Genomic DNA, 19097 nt, shown 5'->3' with positions numbered 1-19097 from the left:
TCCATTATACGTTCCATTGTTCGTCATTACTAAAAGAACAACATTATGAGAGTTTTACTTTTTCTATTGGTATTAAATTTTGTATCCACTTATGGTCAAAACACACTTCAGTTGCCTGAAGGACAAGAGTCTACAGAAGCTAAAATAACCTTAGTTTCTTGGATGGAAGGACACTGGAAAGGAACGGCTTTTGGCGGAACTACCGAGGAAATCTGGAGTCCAGCGAGTGGTGGTTCTATGATGTTCGTTTTTCGCCACATGTTAGATGACAAGGTTAATTTTTATGAAGTAGGGCATATCCGTGAACTTAATAATAGTCTAATATTCGAGTTAAAACATTTTGATACTAATTTACACGGGTGGGAAGAAAAGGATGAAGTGCAACAATTTAGATTTATTAAAGCAGATAGCAATCGTGTCTATTTTGATGGTTTCACCTTTGAAAATGTGAGCCCAGAAGAGATGAACATCTATGGTTTAATTGGTAATGATGATGGCACTAAAAGCGAGATTGTCTTCAATTACAAAAAATAACGGTACCAATGAAAAAGTGTTTGGAATGCGGAGATGAAATTAAAGGAAGAATAGATAAAAAATTCTGTTCGGACTACTGCCGCAATGCCTACAACAATAAAATTAATAAAGACAGTAAAAATCTCGTGCGCAACATCAATAACAGACTTCGCAAGAACTACCGTATTCTAGACAGTTTTGAATTAAAAGATGGAAAAACGCGAACTACAAAGACAAGGTTACTAGATAAGGGTTTTGATTTTGAATACATCACCAACCTCTACACCACAAAAAAAGGAAGTACCTATTTCTTTGTTTATGATTTAGGGTATCTTCCTTTAGATAATGATTATTATATGCTCGTAAAACGAGAGTAATCTATTTCCAGTTTTGGCCCGTCAATTTAAGTGCCGCCACAACAATATCTTTTCTGCTTATTTGACCAACCAGTATACCATCTTTCATTACAGGCAGTCTTCTTCTATTGTGTTTATCAAATACGCCTGCAGCATCGAAAATACTCATATCATGCGGAATGGTCTGTACGTTTTTAGTCATAAAACGCTCTACACTCTTATCTAAAATAGGCTGGTTAAAGTAGCGGCTCTCAGAAATTTGCTTCATACAATCTGCCTCAGAAATGATTCCCACCAAAAAACCATTATTATCCATTACAGGGCCACCTGAAATATGGTGTTTTGCAAAAGCTTCCATGACCTCCAAAATAGATTGGTCAGGCGAGAACGTGACCAGTTTTGTGGTCATGTAATCCGTTACTAGAATTGCAGCATCATATTCTTTCTTTCCTGTCGTCTTTGCCCTTGCTCCTTGAAAACTCTTGATTGCCATACGCTTTACATTTTTGGTTGATTATTAAAGTTAGTGATTTTTAAGCATTTACATCAATTTTTACGTTCAAATGCATTACAGCTGTTTATTTTTATACTTTTATGGACCAACTAAAAACACCTATGAAACTTACAAGAACACTTGCCCTGCTGCTTCTTGCGCTTGCTGTCTATTATAGTTTTAAATCCTTAATGCCGGCTTATAAAGGCAATGTTACAGTCGATACAGGCTCTTTTTCAACTGAGAATGCCTTAAAGCATGTAAAACAGCTTTCGTTACAACCTCATGCTGTTGGTTTTCCAGCCCATACCAATGCGCTTGCTTATGTTATTGGTGAGCTTAAAAAAATGGGCTTGCAGACTATAACTCAAGAAGGTTATACCGCAGGTGATTGGGGCAATCTAAGCAAGGCCACTAATGTACTGGCCCGAATAGAAGGCTCTGAACAGGGTAAGGCATTGCTATTGATGTCACATTATGATAGCAATCCACATTCATCATTTGGCGCTAGCGATGCCGCTAGCGGTGTCGCCACAGTTTTAGAAGGCCTACGTGCTTTTTTAGAAGAAAATAAGAAACCGAAAAACGATATTATAGTTTTGATCACGGATGCCGAGGAGCTAGGTCTTAACGGTGCCGATTTGTTTGTCAACAAACATCCTTGGGCAAAAGACGTAGGCCTCGTTTTAAATTTTGAAGCTCGTGGTAGTGGAGGGCCTAGTTATATGCTTATCGAAACCAATAGAGGAAATGGTAAGCTTATCAAAGAATTCACAAAAGCGAATCCTAAATATCCGGTTGCCAATTCATTGGCTTATAGTATTTATAAAATGCTGCCAAATGATACTGATTTAACTGTTTTTAGGGAAGATGGGGATATCGACGGCTTTAATTTTGCCTTTATCGATGATCACTACGATTACCATACTGCGCTAGACAATTATGATAGACTTGACAGAAATTCACTTGTGCATCAAGGAAGCTACTTAATGCCACTTTTAAATCATTTTAGTAGTGCAGATTTAAACGATTTAAAGAGTCTTGACGATTACATTTATTTTAATGTTCCTTTCTTTAGATTGGTGTCGTATCCCTTTGAATGGATTTGGCCGATGTTCGCTCTGGCGATGCTGTTATTTAGTGGCCTTCTGGTTTTAGGTTTTAAAAAGAAAAAACTTGATGTAAAATCAATACTAATAGGGTTTTTGCCCTTGCTTCTTGTTTTGGTATTAAATGGTCTTTTCGGTTATTTTAGTTGGCCCTCACTTAAATGGTGGTATCCAGATTATAAAGATATGCTCCATGGCTTTACGTATAACGGGCATACGTATATTTTATGTATGGTCTTTTTGGCCCTTGGGGTATGTTTCTGGATTTACAACCGCTTCAAAAACATCAGCACCCCCAATTTATTGGTAGCACCTATATTTATTTGGCTACTGATTTGTGGCTTGGTTTCGGTTTATCTCAAAGGTGCCAGTTTTTTTATAGTTCCTCTCTTTGGATTATTGGCTGCTTTTATGGTTTATATCAATCAAGAAAAACCCAATGCCTTGTTATTATTGTTCTTGGCTTTACCTGGTATATTTATATACGCTCCATTTATTAAAATGTTCCCCGTTGGTTTGGGTCTAAAAATGATGGCTGCCGCCACTATTTTCACTACGCTTTTATATTTTATTGCAATACCGGTATTTAGGCAAATCAAAGCACCAATACGTTTGACTATTTTCGCATTCTTCTTGTTCGCCTTATTTGGTATTTCTGCGCATCTAGACTCTGGTTTCTCAAAAGAAAACCCAAAACCAAGTAGTTTGTTATATGTCTACGATGCCGACAATAATACCGCAAAATGGGCCACTTATGATAATAGGACTATTGCCTGGAACGGCCAATTTTTCGGTGAAAAGAAAAAACCGGTTTCAAATGAAGATTCCAATATTATAAGCAGTAAGTATAGTACAGGATTTACCTATGTTGCCGAAACTGAACCCAAACCCATTGCCGGGCCAAGAATTGACGTTGTTCATGATTCAATTGTAGGCACAGAACGGATAATCTCACTATGTATTACACCGCAACGCGATGTAAATAGGCTCGAAGTATTTACAAACCCTATTGCTATTACGAAGGCTACTGTGAACAATATTGAACTTTCGGAATATTATTTAGAACATAGGCGATATGGAAAGCTTATTACGCATTACGTCTCCGATAACGACTTTACCGAAATAGAACTACATATTGCAAAAGATGACACTTTAGAACTGACTTTCTTTGAAGCTTCCAATGATTTATTGACCAATAGGCAGTTTTCGGTACCTGAAAGACCAAAAAATAGCATTCCAATGCCTTTTGTTTTGAACGATGCCATTTTGGTCACCAAAACTTTAAAGTTTGAATAAAATCGTTGGGGTCATTGGTTGCGGATGGCTAGGGCTACCACTTGCAAAAGAGCTACTTAATTCTGGCTATAGGTTAAAGGGTACAACGACATCAAAAGCTAAAATGGATACCTTAAAACGAGAAGGGATAGAAGGGTTTCATATAAAGCTCAATGAAGACGGTATTACCGGGCAAATACAAAACTTTTTAGAAGGTCTGCATATACTTATTGTTAATGTTCCGCCAGGGCTAAGAGGCGATAATCCCGAAAATTATGTATCCAAAATGAAGTTTTTGCTAAAAGAAATACAGAAGGTTTCGGTAAAGCATATCGTTTTTGTGAGTAGTACTTCGGTGTACGGCAATGTAGAGGGTGAAATAACGGAAGCTGTTGCCCCAAGACCTATTTCAGAATCTGGCAAACAATTACTACGCAGCGAAAAACTCTTTAGCGAAGCTAAAACCCTCAATACTACTATTATTCGTTTTGGTGGGCTCATTGGTGAAGATAGGCATCCTATTCATCATCTTGCCGGAAAAAGCGGATTGAAAAACGGTGAGGAATTGGTAAATTTAATTCACCGAAAAGATTGTATCCATATCATTAAAACCATCCTTGAAAATAACTATTGGAATTCAGTTTTTAATGGAGTATACCCATTACATCCCCCTAAAAAAGAGTATTATACCAATGAAGCTGAAAAGCGCGGACTACCTAAGCCCACATTTGAAAAATCTTCAATAAAAATAATCAAAAAATGTATTATTAGTAAGAATTTTCTTAATAATAACAATTTTCTGTACACATCAATAATCTCTAAGTTCACTATATAGAATATCTGTTTTCACAACAATTAAGAGCTTTTTAAGTTAATTATACAATTGAATATCAATTACTTACATCCTTAATTTATACCTTTATTGTAGCAAACATAAAAGTATAGCTATGGAAAATTCAAGATTAGGCACTAGGATCTTGATGGAAACAGAAAGGCTGATTTTGAACAGTTGTTCAAAATCAAAGCTTTCAAAGAAATCAAAAGAACTACATTCTGCAATTCTCAGAAAGTATTATAATGCCGCCGATGTAAACATCGATTATGACAGGCAAAGAATAAATATGGACGTTGTTTTGTGCGACAAAAATTACGACCCAAAAAAGGTGAATCTGGTCATTTCTACCATGCCCTTAAGCCTTTCTTTTAAAGATATTTATTTTCTTCTTAAATCGTGTTTAGAGAAAGATGTGAAGAGTCTGGCATTCTACGCCCGGTTATTGCGTGAGTACGCAAATAAAGATGTCACATATATGGCCCTTTAAAAAATCATAGTTGCTAATGAAAAAGATGTCTTAAGGCATCTTTTTTTGTTTTAAACATAGGGTTTTCTTTAACAGCCTATTAGCCAATATTTTTATAGTTTTGCCCCACTATAAAAGAAACAAGATGAAAAAAACTTTGCTGGCCTTAGCATTTTTTACGGTTTTGGCAACTACCGCGCAAACAAAATCAGATTTACAATCACACTACGAAGCATTCTATAAAGAGATGAAATTACAAGGTGATGTCAATGGTGTTATCAATGCATTAACGCATCTAAATGTACTTTCTCCCTCTCAGCAACGCAGAGATACCCTTGCTTTTGTTTATATGAAGAACAATCAGCACCTTCAGGCTTTAAATACTGTAGGTATTGAAAGTGAAGCTAACGATTCTGACTTAGCCGTACAAATTAAGGCAGTTTCCTTAAAGGCATTAAATCAACCACAACGTGCCATTGTACATTTTGAAACGATGTTCAAGCGAAATCCTAGTGCCTATGTGGCCTATGAGCTAGCCGATTTAAAAATACAGGTAGGCGATAGTAAAGGTGCGGCCACCAATATTGAGTATGGTCTGGCAAATGCCAAAGACGATATGAAATATGCTTTCTATGAACGTCAGCAGCCTTATGAGGCTTCTTTAAAAGCCGCTTTTACACATTTAAAGGGTTTGGTACAGTTTAATACCAACAAAGAAGATATCGATGCTGCCATTGTTTATATGGATGAAGCCCTAAAAATTGATCCCAATTTTAACTTGGCAAGCTTAAGCAAACAAGCTTTAGAGTCAAGAAAGCAAGCTCCACCGACAGAAGAATAGTGTTGCATGTTACCTAATAAGAAAGAGGTCCTTGAGCCTCTTTTTTTTACAACTAACTGAATATTAAAGTTTAACATGCTTTTTTACAGTTAAAATCAAACTTATTTTATCTTTAGTTGTACCAAAATCAATTTTATGAAACGAATTTTCACATTTGTCTTACTTCTAGTTATAGCCTCTTCATTGAGTGCGCAAGATTCGAATACAGAAATCGCTGGTGTAAAGGCAGCTTGTTTAGACTATATCAATACATTTTACGAAGCAGATACTACATTGGCCTATCGCAGTGTTCATAAAAGCGTTCGTAAAACAGGCTTTTATTTTAAGGATGATGAAAGTATATATTCCGAACAATTAGAGATGCCATTTGACAAACTGGTCGGGTTGGCAAAAAGATGGAATGCCAGTGGAAATAGAACGGATGAAAATTCTCCTAAAGAAGTAAAAGTCTTCGAAGTTTCCGATAAAACGGCCAGTGCCAAGGTAACCGCGGTTTGGGGAATAGATTACTTGAGTTTAATGAAAGAAAATGGAAAGTGGATGATTGTAAATGTACTTTGGCAATCGCCGCCTAAATTTAGCGTATCACAAACAAAATAAACTATTTTTTCGCCTTTAGTTTTGCCGTAAGGGTGCTATCATTTTCTTTCTTAAGAGCAACGAGTTCAGCAACATTTTCATTGGGTACTGCAATAGACAATACGTAATGCGCAATTTTCCATGTACCATCTACTTTCTGTACTACTCCTGAGCCTCTGCACAGACCCATTTGGGTATCTAAAAGCTCATCGAACCAAGCCGAATTATCGAAATCATGGCTATAAATGTTTCGCTCTACAGCGGTAAAACTCCATGCCCTACCCTTATCAAAATGTGGTTTTGCATACGCTCTAAATTCTTGATTTTGCCAATTTTCGGTCGTATCTGTACCTAAAAACACCCCTTTTGAGGTCATTTTATCAAAATATGCCTCAAAATCAGCATCCGAAGCAGCTTGATGCCAAGAATCCAAAACCTTATCTATCGCTTTCCTTTCATCATCTTGTCCCAGACAAATAGCAGTGCCCAAAAAGAGAAGGGCAATTATTGATTTAATTTTCATCGAGTATGAGTTTGGTATCTAGTTTATTGCTTACAATGATATTAAACTGGTATCTAAAAGCATTTCTTGCCGTTAGCATTTGTTTTACGGGTTCGTTGACATCGGTATTTTCGACCAAGCTCGCTTTGATCTTCAAAAGAAATGTTCTCAATACTTTTTGCCTGCTCTTTATCTGTGTTTTATCAAATTCTTCAGGATATTTAGATTCCCTTAGGTTATTCTCTTTCTCTAACAAATCATCTATTGCCAATACCAAATCTTCGTTATTACCCGCACGATACATAAAATCAAAACTTTTTTGAAATGAGGTAAACTCTGCCCAATCTTTTAAAATTATCATGGCTTCAGCATTGATATCTTGCGTTTTTGGTGTATTCTGAAATGCTGTAAACTCAGACAGATTTGCATCTGCCACTTCAGGTTGGGTTTCTTTTTTACAACTGAATACTATCCCGATAAGGAGAAAATAAATCCACAATTTCTGCATAAAACGAAAGTACAAATTTTAAGATAAGCTATCTTTATGGGCCAATTCAATTAACTTCTTTTTAAATGCAAAAATCCATTTTAATTATAGGTGCTTGTGGCCAAATTGGTACCGAGCTGACTATGGCCTTGCGCGAAAAATATGGGGCAGATTCTGTAATCGCCAGTGATATTAGAGAAGGAAGCGACAGCTTAATGCAATCGGGGCCTTTCGAATTATTAGATGCCACTGATTATGCCGCCATCGAAGATGTGGTAATGCATTACGAAATCGAAGAAGTGTATTTAATGGCCGCTATGTTAAGTGCCACGGCAGAGAAATTCCCCATGCGGGCATGGAACCTGAATATGAATTCTTTGTTCAATATTTTAAATCTGGCCAAAGAAAAGAAAATAACCAAGGTTTTTTGGCCTTCAAGTATTGCTGTTTTCGGACCCAATACACCAAAAGAGCAAACGCCTCAAAACACGCTTATGGAGCCAAGTACTGTTTATGGCATAAGTAAACAATCTGGAGAGCGATGGTGCGAATATTACTTTAAAAAGTTCGGGGTTGATGTGCGAAGCGTACGTTACCCAGGGTTAATTAGCTGGAAAACCCTACCAGGTGGCGGCACCACCGATTATGCCGTTGAAATCTATCACAAAGCTTTGGAAGAAAAAGAATACACTTGTTTTCTGGCGGAAGGAACTAAACTGCCTATGATGTTCATGGATGATGCAATAAGGGCCACCATTTCAATTATGGATGCAGATTCTGATACCCTTAAAATACGATCTTCATATAATTTAGGTGCCATGAGCTTCGGGCCTGAAGAAATTGCTGCCAGTATAAAAAATCACATTCCAGATTTTGAAATGAGTTACGAACCCGATTTTAGGCAGGCCATTGCCGATTCTTGGCCAAGTAGTATAGACGATTCTAAAGCTTCAGAAGACTGGAACTGGAAACCAGAGTTTGATTTAGAAAAAACCACTAAAGAAATGCTGGAGAATTTAGTTAAGAGTAATTAATATCCGATTTACCCCCTGTCTTTTGAAGTAATTTAATTTGGTGAATTTCAATAGCTTTGTCTATGGGCTTCAGCATATCATACATATTTAAGGCTACGACACTGGCTCCGTGCATGGCCTCAACCTCTACCCCAGTCTTATAAAAGGTTTTCACAGTGACTTTTACAATAATATTCAATCCATCAATCTCATAATCTATTCCTGCAAACTCAATAGGTAAAGGGTGGCAGTCGGGCAATAACTCTGGTGTTTTTTTAAGGCCCAAAAATCCCGCAGCCTTGCTCATGGCGAATACATCACCTTTAGGTACCTTATTTTCTTTAATGGTAGTAATAGTATCTTGAGAGCCTACTTTAACAATGGCCTGCGCTACCGCAGTTCGATGGGTGTTTTGTTTTTGCGTGATATCTACCATGTCTATGTATTAACTTTCCATTGATAAGAGTCATCTTCAAACAACTCTTTACCAAATACGGGGACTTCTTTTTTAATTTCTTCGACCACATGATGTAGCGCATCAAATACTTCTTTTCGATGTGGAGAAGAAACAAAAACAAATAGGCAAATTTCACCTACCCCCACTTTACCCAAACTGTGATAAATGTGCATACAAGTAAGGTTGAATTTCGAGAAAGTAGCCTCTCTGATTTCATGAAATTTTATGTTGGCCATTTCTTCATAAGCCGTGTATTCTATTGCCCCTACTTTTTTGCCTTCAATTTCATCTGCACGTACCTGGCCCAAAAAAATGTCATGGGCACCAATAGTGGTTTTGCTCTGATGTTTGGCAATGGAATTTGCTATAAATTCAGGAGTGATAGGCCCATGTACAAATACGTTTTTTACCTTTTTTTCCAAATTTGTAGTATTTGATTTAAAGGTAATGAAGAATTAAATATTATCTGTCCTTTGTTCTGTAAACAAATTTGTGCCCGCTCCAATCAGCGTCAATGGCAGCTACTTTTGTATCTACCAGACCAGAGTCAAGGCCAAATTTCATTACGTTGAACTTGTCTATTTCACTTTGAATTTTAGAACTCTTTTTCGGCCAACTAACCCAAAGAATTCCTGTTTTCTTAAGGTTGTTTTTAGCTAAAACAAAATAGATTTTCAACTCCTCTTGTGTGGTGCAGAAAATATGGGCGAAATCTATGCTCAATTTTTCCTCGGTAGTACTAATTTGAACAGCTGCAGGAAAGGAAGTAAAAAAATCTAAATAATTCTTAGGTGCGTTTAGCACTTGAATACAGAACCCCTCCTTAATTCCCAACTTCTTTGCCAATGGTGTTCCTGAATATCCTTGAGTCTGCATAATCAATAAATTTTATAGCTGAGACATAGAATTGCTTTCTATCAAAAATACTATTTTTACCCTCTTTTTTATGGGCCCCGTAGTTCAATGGATAGAATAGAAGTTTCCTAAACTTTAGATGCAAGTTCGATTCTTGCCGGGGCTACAAAGTAGGCTCGCAAAACATACAGAGTATGTTAAAGCTTCGCTTTTGAATCGAAGCCAGTATTGAGCTCAGTCGAAATAATTCTTGCCGGGGCTACTTTAAACTATTTCTCTCCTTACTAAATTTTACACCTCATCCTAAAATTATCAAAAGCTGAAAATTAACATCTTAGCACTGAATCAAATATGAGGATTCATGTCAACTCAGTGAAATTTTGTGCAGTTCATCGAATATATGGTAGGGTTTATCCGATTTCAGGTGTTTCCAGTAGTAGACCTAAATGCTACTACAATGAGACCTAAATCAACCAGCTGTAAATCAGCACTTTCACTATTCGCAAACCTATTGTTTATCTTATTAATCTCCGTGGGTACCGGCTATGCCCAAACTTATTGGTCCAATCCTTCTTCTTGGCCCAATGGAAAAGTTCCTTCAACTAACGAAAATATTGTCATCCCCAATGGAAAAACCATCATATTGGATACCAGCACTCCTAATCTTGGTAGCTTAATCGTTAATGGAAAACTTATTTTTGAAGATAGCGATGTGACATTGACCGCCAGATGGATAATGGTGCACGGCCTTTTGCAAATAGGAACAAAAGAGAATCCTTTTCAGAGCAAAGCTACTATTATCTTAAATGGACCCGAGGAAGATGTAAATACCATGGGAGGCCGCTTTTTGACCACCATGATGGGCGGTTCTTTAGAGATTCATGGCGCAAGTGCTTCAAAATTGAGTTGGGGCCAATTAGAAGGCAGTCTTGAAGTCGGGGCGACCTCGCTCACATTAAACCTTGAACCAAAGGGATGGCAGATAGGCGATAAAATTGCTATTGCCCCTAGTGGTTACGAACCCTACGAAGCTGAAGAGCTTACCATAACGGGTATTAGTGGAAATTCTATTTCGTTTACACCTGCCTTGCAATATGAGCATTATGGAGAGCTACAAGAATACGAAGGAAAAATTCTTGACGAACGTGCCGAAGTAGCGATGTTGACCAGAAACGTAAGAATTCAAGGGGCAGATGATTCGCCCGAACTTCGCTTTGGCGCACATATCATGGTTATGGTAGACTCAGGACCAATTCATGTTGAAGGGGTTGAATTTACCAAAACAGGTCAACCAGGTAAAGAGGCACGATATAATTTTCATTGGCATCTTGCAGGTGACAGGGAAGGTGATTATATAAAAAACTCTAGTGTTCACCATGGCATGCAAAGAGCGGTCGTACTGCATCAAACAGATAATGTGCTTGTAGAAAATGTCGTTGCTTTTAATATACAAAATCATGCTTTTGTACCTGCAGAAGATGGTAATGAGCTGAACAACACCTTCAAAAACAATCTAGCTATGCTAGTTCGTAGACCAGATAAAGGCTTTTTTGCCTTTCCTAGAGAAGGTAATGGTGGAAGTTCTCAGGGCGAACAAAGGGTAGGTGGTTTTTGGATGCGAAACCCGCATAATAACCTTATTGGCAATCATGTCGCAGGTTCTGAACGTGGTACTGGGTTTTTCTTTGATACTCGTAGTCGAGGCAAAGAATTTAGGGACTACGACTTATTACCCCGAGAAATTATATTTAACGATAATGTTGCCCATTCTTGCTCTGTTCCGGGGCCTTTGGGCAACGAGGGAATTTCCAATACCGCACTCTACGGACAAGTAGGCCACGGTCATGGCTTTTTTATGACAACTTTTCATAATGGGGATTTAATGTGGACCTTTAACAACTTTACGGGCTACAAGAATGCCATGAGCGGGACATGGACAGAGATAACCAATGTCACTCTGGATAATTTCATTTTGGCCGACAATGCTATAGGACTTTTATCTTCCGAATCTTACGTGCAAAACTCCCTCGTTATTGGTAAATCAAAAAATGAGATAGGTGGTAAAAACAGACACTTGAGGCATGGAGACCGAAGGGCAGGATACTATTCCATATCCCAAGGTGGAAGTAAACGACCTAAATTCACCAATGTGACCTTTATAGATATCAATAAAGATGTTGAAGAAGGTAAGGTGGCCGCAGCAGTTGTTGGACACAATGGACATAACGGAAGAAATTTCTTAGAAAAGACAAAAATAGTCGGCAATACAAAGCCGGTTTGGATGAGTACAGGTGGCTCAAAAGGTGATCGTGAGAGTTCCTCATTTTTATTAGATAAAGATGGAAGTTTAACAGGCTATGAACGACCAGTTCTAATTGCACACCCCTACTCCTCATTTGCCAATGATGCCATAGAATATAGAGAAGAATGGCAAGCCTATATTGTCGAAGCAGAGGGTACGATGCAACTCAAAATGAACCGTGTGGGATTTAATTTACCTCAAGAGGTTTCATTGATACGTGATTATGACCAACATAGAATTCCAAAACAACAATGGGCCCATCAGCGTTATTTTAATTTCTTTGGTAAGCAACAATATACCATACTTGGTGAATGGGACTTTAGTGAAGGTCAAAGTCTTGAGCTGAAAAGTGTAATGGATAAGGAGGGGGAATGGACTATTTTTAAACATCCTTTTCCCTATACTGCAATTGAAGTACTCGATAGGGAAGAATTTCGGGTCAGCGAAGTCGAAGATTTGAAGCAACTATACACCCAAGAGAAGACCTCTTACTATTTTAACGCTGATGAAGGAGCCGTGTACGTTAAAATGGTGACCGATGAAACAGGGTATTCGTGGGTAAATCTAATTCCGAAAGGAGAAAAAACGGGTAATAACTATGGCCTGCCAGACAACAGCCCAGACCTTTATTTTAGGGATATCAATGTATACCCAAACCCTTTAACTTCATCGTCCGTACTGCAATATACCCTAAACCAAAAAGAGTTTTTATCTGTTGAAGTCTTTGATATGTTGGGCCGCAAAACCAAGCAATTATTTTTAGGCGAAAGGGATTCGGGTAATCATACCCTATCCTTAGAGAATGTAGTCGTGCAATCTGGAGTTTATATCCTTAACGTGCGGGTTGATGATATTTCAGTACCTATTAAAATAATTAAACCTTAATAGGAGCATTATGATCAAATTATTTCGCTATTTATCTGTTGCTCTTTTAATCACTTTAAATATTCACTTTTTAAAAGCTCAAGGCAAAAGTGAGTTGGTGATACCTAAAGGCAAGATGCTTATTTTAAAGAAGAATCCCTCGCCATTAGAAAAGATTACCGTCCAGGGTGTTTTGCGAGTTGCTGATGTTAAGGATATTGAAATTCAGGTTGCCCAAATTGTAATTGATGGTGGCACCTTTGAAATTGGAACGGAACAAAAAGAAAAAAAATACAAATGTCAGATAACATTTATCCATTCGTCGGGAACTCTTTCATCGGGCTTAAAAGTAATCAATGATGGAAATCTGTTGTTTTATAATCCCCCGGCTATCGCTCCATCAATAGAATATCCAAGCGGAGCTGGTAAAGAAAAACAACTTGCTAAGAACATTGTTATATCAACTGTTAATAAGACTGTCAAAGCTTTGATACGTTTGGAAAAAGCGTCAAAAGTCAATCTATCGGGAGTGCTATTTAAAAACATGGGGGATTCTCTCGAACCAGCCTTTTTATGGAAAGGCAATAAAGAAGCTAAAGCGAGTTTATCAAATTCCGTTTTTGTCAATTCAAAAGGCGATGATCTGGTTTTAGAAAACACCTCGGCTCGTATTGAAAACAATATTTTCATCTCAGCAAACGGAAGCTCCATTATCTGTTCAAAAAATGGAAAGGGATATCAAAATAAGATAGAATCCAATCTACTAATCAACAGTAACAAAAAAGGAGCTTATGCCCTTTTGGCTGGCAATCCCTTTCAGTCTATTCAAAAAAATAAGGTCAAAGTTGCAAATAGCGCCAATGGTATCGCCATAAAAAAGCCTAATCCTACCAAAGACAAAGAATGGTCTACGGTTTCAAAGTTTTTTGTGTTGAGCAATAATAGTATTGAACTTAATGGCTCAACAGACAAAGAACATCAAAATATTGGTTTATTCATTGATGCTTTTAATCATTTGGGTATTTGGAGAACTACACACAATGAGATATTAAATTTCCCTGTTGGAGCAATCATAAAAAGTAAAAACACTGTACTTTCCGAGTATAATTTTAAAGAAAATCTAGTCGGAATTTATCCAGGAGCTGCCTATGTGGAAAATTCAAGATTCATTCATAGCCATCTGAATCCTGAATTAAATTCAAAAGCCATTTGGGCAACCGACTCTTTGGGAAAATCGGCCCCAAAACTTAGTAATATTAAAATCCGTAATTATAAAACCGGTATTTTTTATGAAGGACGAATAGCGCCCGAGAACTATTTTAAGGAAATCGTTTCAGAGAATACCACCACTTTAGGTTTTGGAAATTTAGACCCTGAAAGTATCATTGTTGCCAAGGGTTTTAAAGAAGAAAAAACAGAGAATAAGCCAAGTCAAAGGCCTATGACTCATAAGGTGAACCAAAATCACCATACACACCACACTAAACCAAAAAAGAAAAAAGATTATCTACTTTTTCATCAAGATTCACCTTTACATACAAACAACAGCAAGTCTTTAGTTGAAAATGCAGAAATATATCAATCACCTAGAGATTCGTACGGAACTTTAATTATATCTACCGGTCACGGCCTTCTAGATCCTGTTCATGAACATTCCTATTTTTTTAATACGCTTGACCTAATCAACAACGGTACACAAAAAACAATATCCCTAAAAAAGCCCACGAATAGAACAACTCTTTTTACGGCAGGCAAAAATGTATACGAACTTAAACTGGGTGAAGAAGCAATGAATTTTTTTGATCTAAGCTTTGAATGGGAAAGCACTCCAGGCAATTGGATTGTTTTGAAGGTACCTTATCCACACAAAAAGCCTTTCGCCATGCATTCTTTCGGAAACTTAATTGACCAAAGCTCAAGTACTGAGGAACTCATGGCAACTAAAAGAACGAGTTATTTTATTGACAGTGAAACTATTTATGTGAAGCTTTTCAATACCAAAAATGTGGATGAACTTGTGCTTTATAGTTCTGATGTGCTTACCGAAATTACTTTAGCCGATAAAAGGGTCCCCATCTCCATTAAGACCAACAAAGAAGAAAATGAAGTACTTATCACCTGCAAAACCGTTAAATCGACATCTGCTACTTTAGAATTATTGGATTATTATGGTAATGTAGTGGAGACGCTTTTTGACGGAATTGCTTCAAAACCAGAAATAAAAGGGTCTATTGATCTTGAAAAATTCGACATAACGAACAATGTCTATTTATACTCACTAAAAATTGATGGTAAGACCCATAAAGGCCCAGTGCATACCTACTAAAAGCTAAAGCTATTTAGACATGAGATCATTTTGAAAAATAGGTCCAGTGCCTTTATTGCTCGACTTGATTTCCTTTTCTTCCCCCAATCAATTCTTTGCACTTTATCGAAAAAATAAATTCTTTTCAGGAGTTTTTAACTTTTGATTGTTTTATATAAAAAGAACGACCATGCAAAAAACTATGCTAACAAAAAAGGAGATGATGCAAAGAGACGAACAAATAAAAAAAATGTTCGAATTCCATGATTTTTGTTTAAAAGGAATTGTGGTTTTTAGCGTAATACAATTTTTCGTATTCCTAGTAATTTTTTAGAACTAACCCACTCTTACGAGAACCATACCATATAGATATGAAAAATTACACCACAACAAAAAAATTTAAAGAAATAGAAGCTTTACTGACAAATTTGGGGTTATACCCAAAGAATTCTGACCGAACCTTTGTGCCCGTTGTTCAGCGTTCAAACGATAAAAAGCATTTATTTCGTTTTCACGATTAAGTACGTTCCATACTGAAAAAGCTATTTGCGCCCTGGTTTGTTCACCCCAATTGAACTGATATTGAGTTGAAAAATCCAGGCGTAGGTAGTCTTTTAAACGCTCCGAGTTACTATTCGTAAAATTTAGTTCCCCCTCTACCACCTCATTGTTTACTTCAAGCGCAGTAAATGGTCTACCTGACCGCCAATTTAAGCCAGCTGCCCACAACCAATTGCCTTTTGTAAAATTTGTACCCGCCGTAAAAGCATGACTAATATTAAAATTATTTGCAAAGCTAGTCTCAGGTAATTCCTGAAAAGAATATTGACTATCCAAATAAGCGTAGCTTAGCCAAAAAGCATTCTTTTCAAATTGTTTTCTTATTAAAACATCAGCGCCAAAAGCACTATAAGACCCAAAGGTTCTTTCAAATTCATAGGGTCCTTGAAAACCTTGGCTTTGAGTTGTAATACCATCTACTTCCTTATAAAAGGGTACGAGATTAAAAAGCCAGCCCGCTTTGTTATAACTCATACCTATAGACCCTTGTTTACTTGTAATTACCGGTACGGATTCATTATTTGAAAGTTGCCATCTTCTTTTTTCAACTCCCAAAAAATCATTCTGAAAGTTTATCACCTGTGAAGTACTTTGATGTTTAAACTCACCCAGTGCTTCAACGCTAAGGTTTTCATTAAAACGATGGCTAAAGCTTAAACGAGGTTGCCACAATCCTTTATTAAAATCATAAAGATAATTATAGCGAAGGCCCAAAGTCAATTTGGTATCCAGGTCTTTAGAAGATAATCTTCCTTCACTAAAAACACCGTGTGTCTGTAACAGCTCACCCACCAATCTTATAAATAAAGGGTTATCTATATTATCTAGGTTTGTAACTTTAGTTTCTGTAAAGTCATAGCCACCAATGAAACTCATTTGTTCACTCAAGGCATAATTAGCCATAACCCTGAGCTCGGTTTCAGAGACTTTGTTTTCTTGAATAAAACGCTGATCGGCCTCGATGGCAACATTGTTGGCATCTAACTTATAATCCGTATTGTAAATTGAAACTGTTGTGCCAAATTTTTCTGACCAATCTCTATTATAATTTAAACCAGCGGCAATAGTACTTTGATTTAGATTACTTTCCCTAATCTCTGTCTGCCCATTAAAGGTAGCGGTCTCATTAAACTTAAGACTGTTGTTGGTCTGGATAAAGTTCAACCGTAAACGATTTTTTTGAGTTGGCTGCCAGAGTAGTCTTAATGAAGTATCATAAAAATCGAAATCAATTTCAGATTCATTAATCATTGTCGTATTCTGTTGTATTTCAGTGTCTTGTGAAATACGATCAAAATAACTGGAATAGGTTGGTGTTTGTACAAAACCATTTATGGCTTTTCTAGCCGCTACTTGCATAGAGGCTTTTTCACCTAAAGGAGTATCTACCGATGCATGGGCATCAATGAGGTTGAAACCAATACTCCCTTTAAAATCTTTATTAAGTTTTGTGCTGGTTTTCATAGCAATTGTACCTGAAACGCCATCTGTTTCATAGGTATTGCTCCCATTTTTTTTAAGCTCGACCTTTTGTGTTATGCTAGGATTGAACATCGATATTAACCCGAAAAAATGACCCGACTGATACATTTTAATACCATCCCATGTGATACGGTTTTGGTCATTACTACCTCCTCTGATATTGATGTTCGAAACGGTCTCATCGATACTTTGTATACCCGGAAATGCCTGTACAGATTGTAAAACATCATTATCTACCAACCCTGGCAAGCTGCTAAATCTCTTAAAATCTAATTGGTAAGAACCATTATCCAATTGATCTACTCCTCTTACCAAAAAATCATAGACGACTACCTCAGCCAGTTGTTCTTGATAGGGTGTTAGAAAAAGGGTTTCGCACGCTTCTTGGATTTTAAGTGAGTTCACAGCCAAACGAATAGGTTTATACCCTATATGCTCAATGGTGATAGTATCTTTTGCTTTAAGATTTTTTAATTCGAAAAAACCTTCTTCATTAGAAATAGTGCTATTTGTACCTGTATACAGGGTCACAAAGGGCAGTACTTCATTACTGTCTTTATCTTTTGAGTAACCGCAAAAACGGATGGTCTTTTCCTTAAGGGTGATAATCGTTTTGGAAATAAAGATAAAATCCAGATAAGTATTCGAGCTTATTTTTTCTAGGGCCTTCTCTAAGCTTAAGTTGTTTTTAGGAGCTTCTAAAACAATGTTTTCAACTAAATCGGAAGCATAATTAAATTGCACCCCATAACGCTCTTGTAATTCGTTTAAAATCTCAGAAAGCGCTAGCGTTTTCTCATTAGATTGGGAAATACAGCGGGAATGGTAGAAAAAAGATAACAGTAAAAGACCTGAAAATAATAGCTTCTTACTCACGCATACTAAAACGTATCTCTTTTGGCTTTAGTATTTCGTAATCAAGTTCAAGCGCTTCTCCGATGGCTTTGAGAGCGCTATCTAAATCATTATGTGCAAAACCACCTGTAAATAAAGTTTTGGTATCAACTGTATTACTAGTGACAGAAACACCATATTGCCTTTCTAATTCGGCAAAAACCTCAGACAAAGGCTTACGTTCAAAATAACTTATGTTGTTGGTCCATTTAGGGGTATCATAATTATGTTCACCACTTAGGGCCTTACCTGCCTGAATTCTGAAATTATCACCCTGCTTCAATATTTGGGTATGGCCATTTGCAACAACACGTACTGTACCTTCAAAACAAGCAACTTCAAAAAAATCGCCTCTTTGCTTAACATTGAATTCTGTACCTAATACGCTTATGGTACCTTCTGAAGTGACCACATCAAATTTTGCCCCCTTGGCCACATCAAAAAACGCTTCACCGACTAATTTTACTTCTCTTTTATCTGCCCAATCTTGTTTAGAATAGCTTATCTCGGAAAGTGCATTTAATGTTACAGTAGAAGCATCGGGCAATTCTACGGTAGTTTGTTGGGCAATTTGTGTCTGTATGTTAATAGGTTGTTGGTTCAAAAAGAAATAGTAAAGACCGAATACCACAATAAGAACACTAGCAATCCGCATCAAGGGTCTTAAATAATGTAATTTTCTAACCTTAGTTTCCGGTTGTATAACCTTACTTCTAAAACTATCAAAATCATTGTACTCAGAATGGTCGGCTGCTTTAAAATGTGAAGCATCCTTAACAATACGCTCAAAGAAAGGGGCATTATCCAAGGCATTAAACTCCTTCTTCTCTTCTTCTGAGAGCTGGTTCAATACCCATTTTTGTATTAAATTTTCCTTGTCCATGATTTTGACTCTTTGCCTATATAAC

Annotated in this window: 18 protein-coding genes and 1 tRNA gene; 11 read left to right on the top strand and 8 right to left on the bottom strand. The window is 37.0% G+C overall.

Features of this window, described 5'->3' with window-relative positions; translation table 11 throughout:
- The first annotated feature begins 45 nt into the window (after positions 1–45).
- Positions 46–534 (top strand): DUF6265 family protein, encoded by a 489-nt coding sequence (locus tag ACZ1GR_RS11645; RefSeq protein WP_472609139.1) that lies wholly within the window; start codon positions 46–48, stop codon positions 532–534.
- An 8-nt stretch (positions 535–542) separates the two neighbouring features.
- On the top strand, positions 543–890 hold the full coding sequence (locus ACZ1GR_RS11640; RefSeq protein WP_377768304.1) for a hypothetical protein: 348 nt from the start codon (positions 543–545) through the stop codon (positions 888–890).
- Position 891: 1 nt separating this feature from the next.
- On the opposite strand, the gene ACZ1GR_RS11635 is transcribed toward ACZ1GR_RS11640, so the two are convergent.
- Positions 892–1362: a CBS domain-containing protein gene (locus tag ACZ1GR_RS11635; RefSeq protein WP_472609138.1), complete on the bottom strand. Its 471-nt coding sequence runs from the start codon at positions 1360–1362 to the stop codon at positions 892–894.
- A 122-nt stretch (positions 1363–1484) separates the two neighbouring features.
- Here ACZ1GR_RS11635 and ACZ1GR_RS11630 point away from each other — a divergent pair, with 122 nt between their 5' ends.
- The 5 genes from ACZ1GR_RS11630 to ACZ1GR_RS11610 all read left to right on the top strand — a co-directional run bounded on the left by ACZ1GR_RS11630 (position 1485) and on the right by ACZ1GR_RS11610 (position 6488).
- A complete protein-coding gene (locus tag ACZ1GR_RS11630) occupies positions 1485–3767 on the top strand; it encodes a M20/M25/M40 family metallo-hydrolase (protein WP_472609137.1) in 2283 nt (760 codons plus the stop codon).
- Positions 3760–4581, top strand: a complete 822-nt coding sequence (locus tag ACZ1GR_RS11625; RefSeq protein WP_472609136.1) for an NAD(P)H-binding protein — start codon at positions 3760–3762, stop codon at positions 4579–4581. Before ACZ1GR_RS11630 ends, ACZ1GR_RS11625 begins: the two co-directional genes overlap by 8 nt.
- 112 nt (positions 4582–4693) lie before the next feature.
- Positions 4694–5068, top strand: a complete 375-nt coding sequence (locus ACZ1GR_RS11620) for a hypothetical protein (RefSeq protein ID WP_377768308.1) — start codon at positions 4694–4696, stop codon at positions 5066–5068.
- Positions 5069–5192: 124 nt separating this feature from the next.
- A complete protein-coding gene (locus tag ACZ1GR_RS11615) occupies positions 5193–5888 on the top strand; it encodes a hypothetical protein (protein WP_472609135.1) in 696 nt (231 codons plus the stop codon).
- Positions 5889–6023: 135 nt separating this feature from the next.
- Positions 6024–6488, top strand: a complete 465-nt coding sequence (locus ACZ1GR_RS11610; protein WP_377768310.1) for a nuclear transport factor 2 family protein — start codon at positions 6024–6026, stop codon at positions 6486–6488.
- Between the two features lies 1 nt (position 6489).
- Here the strand turns inward: ACZ1GR_RS11610 and ACZ1GR_RS11605 are convergent, their stop codons facing one another.
- Complete coding sequence (locus ACZ1GR_RS11605; RefSeq protein ID WP_472609134.1) at positions 6490–6990, bottom strand: nuclear transport factor 2 family protein; 501 nt, start codon at positions 6988–6990, stop codon at positions 6490–6492.
- Positions 6980–7477: a hypothetical protein gene (locus tag ACZ1GR_RS11600; protein ID WP_472609133.1), complete on the bottom strand. Its 498-nt coding sequence runs from the start codon at positions 7475–7477 to the stop codon at positions 6980–6982. The genes ACZ1GR_RS11605 and ACZ1GR_RS11600 overlap by 11 nt, the downstream gene beginning before the upstream one ends.
- Positions 7478–7542: 65 nt before the next feature.
- On the opposite strand from ACZ1GR_RS11600, the gene ACZ1GR_RS11595 reads away from it, so the two are divergent.
- Positions 7543–8490 carry an NAD-dependent epimerase/dehydratase family protein gene (locus ACZ1GR_RS11595; RefSeq protein ID WP_472609132.1) on the top strand — a complete coding sequence of 316 codons (948 nt, stop codon included), beginning with the start codon at positions 7543–7545 and terminating at the stop codon, positions 8488–8490.
- On the opposite strand, the gene moaC is transcribed toward ACZ1GR_RS11595, so the two are convergent.
- The 3 genes from moaC to ACZ1GR_RS11580 are packed head-to-tail and all read right to left on the bottom strand — an operon-like array spanning position 8477 to position 9802.
- The gene (moaC, locus tag ACZ1GR_RS11590) at positions 8477–8905 is read right to left on the bottom strand and encodes a cyclic pyranopterin monophosphate synthase MoaC (protein ID WP_472609131.1); all 429 of its coding nucleotides are present in this window, start codon (positions 8903–8905) and stop codon (positions 8477–8479) included. The two genes, ACZ1GR_RS11595 and moaC, sit on opposite strands and share 14 nt — an antisense overlap.
- A gap of 2 nt (positions 8906–8907) precedes the next feature.
- Entirely contained in the window at positions 8908–9348 is a 441-nt protein-coding gene (locus ACZ1GR_RS11585; RefSeq protein ID WP_472609130.1) for a molybdenum cofactor biosynthesis protein MoaE, read from the bottom strand.
- 40 nt (positions 9349–9388) lie between these two features.
- A complete protein-coding gene (locus ACZ1GR_RS11580) occupies positions 9389–9802 on the bottom strand; it encodes a DUF3052 domain-containing protein (protein ID WP_472609129.1) in 414 nt (137 codons plus the stop codon).
- A 73-nt stretch (positions 9803–9875) separates the two neighbouring features.
- Between ACZ1GR_RS11580 and ACZ1GR_RS11575 the strand changes: the two genes are divergently transcribed.
- From ACZ1GR_RS11575 to ACZ1GR_RS11565, 3 genes are all read left to right on the top strand, one after another.
- Positions 9876–9947, top strand: a tRNA-Arg gene (locus ACZ1GR_RS11575).
- A gap of 291 nt (positions 9948–10238) precedes the next feature.
- Positions 10239–12968: a G8 domain-containing protein gene (locus ACZ1GR_RS11570; protein ID WP_472609128.1), complete on the top strand. Its 2730-nt coding sequence runs from the start codon at positions 10239–10241 to the stop codon at positions 12966–12968.
- A 10-nt stretch (positions 12969–12978) separates the two neighbouring features.
- Positions 12979–15273, top strand: coding sequence for a G8 domain-containing protein (locus ACZ1GR_RS11565; RefSeq protein WP_472609127.1), 2295 nt, complete (start codon positions 12979–12981; stop codon positions 15271–15273).
- Between the two features lie 378 nt (positions 15274–15651).
- Here the strand turns inward: ACZ1GR_RS11565 and ACZ1GR_RS11560 are convergent, their stop codons facing one another.
- Both ACZ1GR_RS11560 and ACZ1GR_RS11555 read right to left on the bottom strand, forming a co-directional pair.
- Entirely contained in the window at positions 15652–18171 is a 2520-nt protein-coding gene (locus ACZ1GR_RS11560; protein WP_472609126.1) for a carboxypeptidase-like regulatory domain-containing protein, read from the bottom strand.
- Positions 18164–19072: a FecR family protein gene (locus ACZ1GR_RS11555; protein ID WP_472609125.1), complete on the bottom strand. Its 909-nt coding sequence runs from the start codon at positions 19070–19072 to the stop codon at positions 18164–18166. Before ACZ1GR_RS11555 ends, ACZ1GR_RS11560 begins: the two co-directional genes overlap by 8 nt.
- Positions 19073–19097 lie beyond the last annotated feature (25 nt).

It is taken from the genome of Croceitalea sp. W27 (assembly GCF_055693185.1).
The sequence above is the reverse complement of the archived record's forward strand: the minus strand, read 5'-3'. Positions and strand labels throughout refer to the sequence as shown.

Coding starts and splice junctions, on each gene's coding strand:
- ACZ1GR_RS11645 (WP_472609139.1), top strand. CDS start 46: ATGAGAGTTTTACTTTTTCTATTGGTATTAAATTTTGTATCCACTTAT.
- ACZ1GR_RS11640 (WP_377768304.1), top strand. CDS start 543: ATGAAAAAGTGTTTGGAATGCGGAGATGAAATTAAAGGAAGAATAGAT.
- ACZ1GR_RS11635 (WP_472609138.1), bottom strand. CDS start 1,362: ATGGCAATCAAGAGTTTTCAAGGAGCAAGGGCAAAGACGACAGGAAAG.
- ACZ1GR_RS11630 (WP_472609137.1), top strand. CDS start 1,485: ATGAAACTTACAAGAACACTTGCCCTGCTGCTTCTTGCGCTTGCTGTC.
- ACZ1GR_RS11620 (WP_377768308.1), top strand. CDS start 4,694: ATGGAAAATTCAAGATTAGGCACTAGGATCTTGATGGAAACAGAAAGG.
- ACZ1GR_RS11615 (WP_472609135.1), top strand. CDS start 5,193: ATGAAAAAAACTTTGCTGGCCTTAGCATTTTTTACGGTTTTGGCAACT.
- ACZ1GR_RS11610 (WP_377768310.1), top strand. CDS start 6,024: ATGAAACGAATTTTCACATTTGTCTTACTTCTAGTTATAGCCTCTTCA.
- ACZ1GR_RS11605 (WP_472609134.1), bottom strand. CDS start 6,990: ATGAAAATTAAATCAATAATTGCCCTTCTCTTTTTGGGCACTGCTATT.
- ACZ1GR_RS11600 (WP_472609133.1), bottom strand. CDS start 7,477: ATGCAGAAATTGTGGATTTATTTTCTCCTTATCGGGATAGTATTCAGT.
- ACZ1GR_RS11595 (WP_472609132.1), top strand. CDS start 7,543: ATGCAAAAATCCATTTTAATTATAGGTGCTTGTGGCCAAATTGGTACC.
- moaC (WP_472609131.1), bottom strand. CDS start 8,905: ATGGTAGATATCACGCAAAAACAAAACACCCATCGAACTGCGGTAGCG.
- ACZ1GR_RS11580 (WP_472609129.1), bottom strand. CDS start 9,802: ATGCAGACTCAAGGATATTCAGGAACACCATTGGCAAAGAAGTTGGGA.
- ACZ1GR_RS11570 (WP_472609128.1), top strand. CDS start 10,239: ATGAGACCTAAATCAACCAGCTGTAAATCAGCACTTTCACTATTCGCA.
- ACZ1GR_RS11565 (WP_472609127.1), top strand. CDS start 12,979: ATGATCAAATTATTTCGCTATTTATCTGTTGCTCTTTTAATCACTTTA.
- ACZ1GR_RS11555 (WP_472609125.1), bottom strand. CDS start 19,072: ATGGACAAGGAAAATTTAATACAAAAATGGGTATTGAACCAGCTCTCA.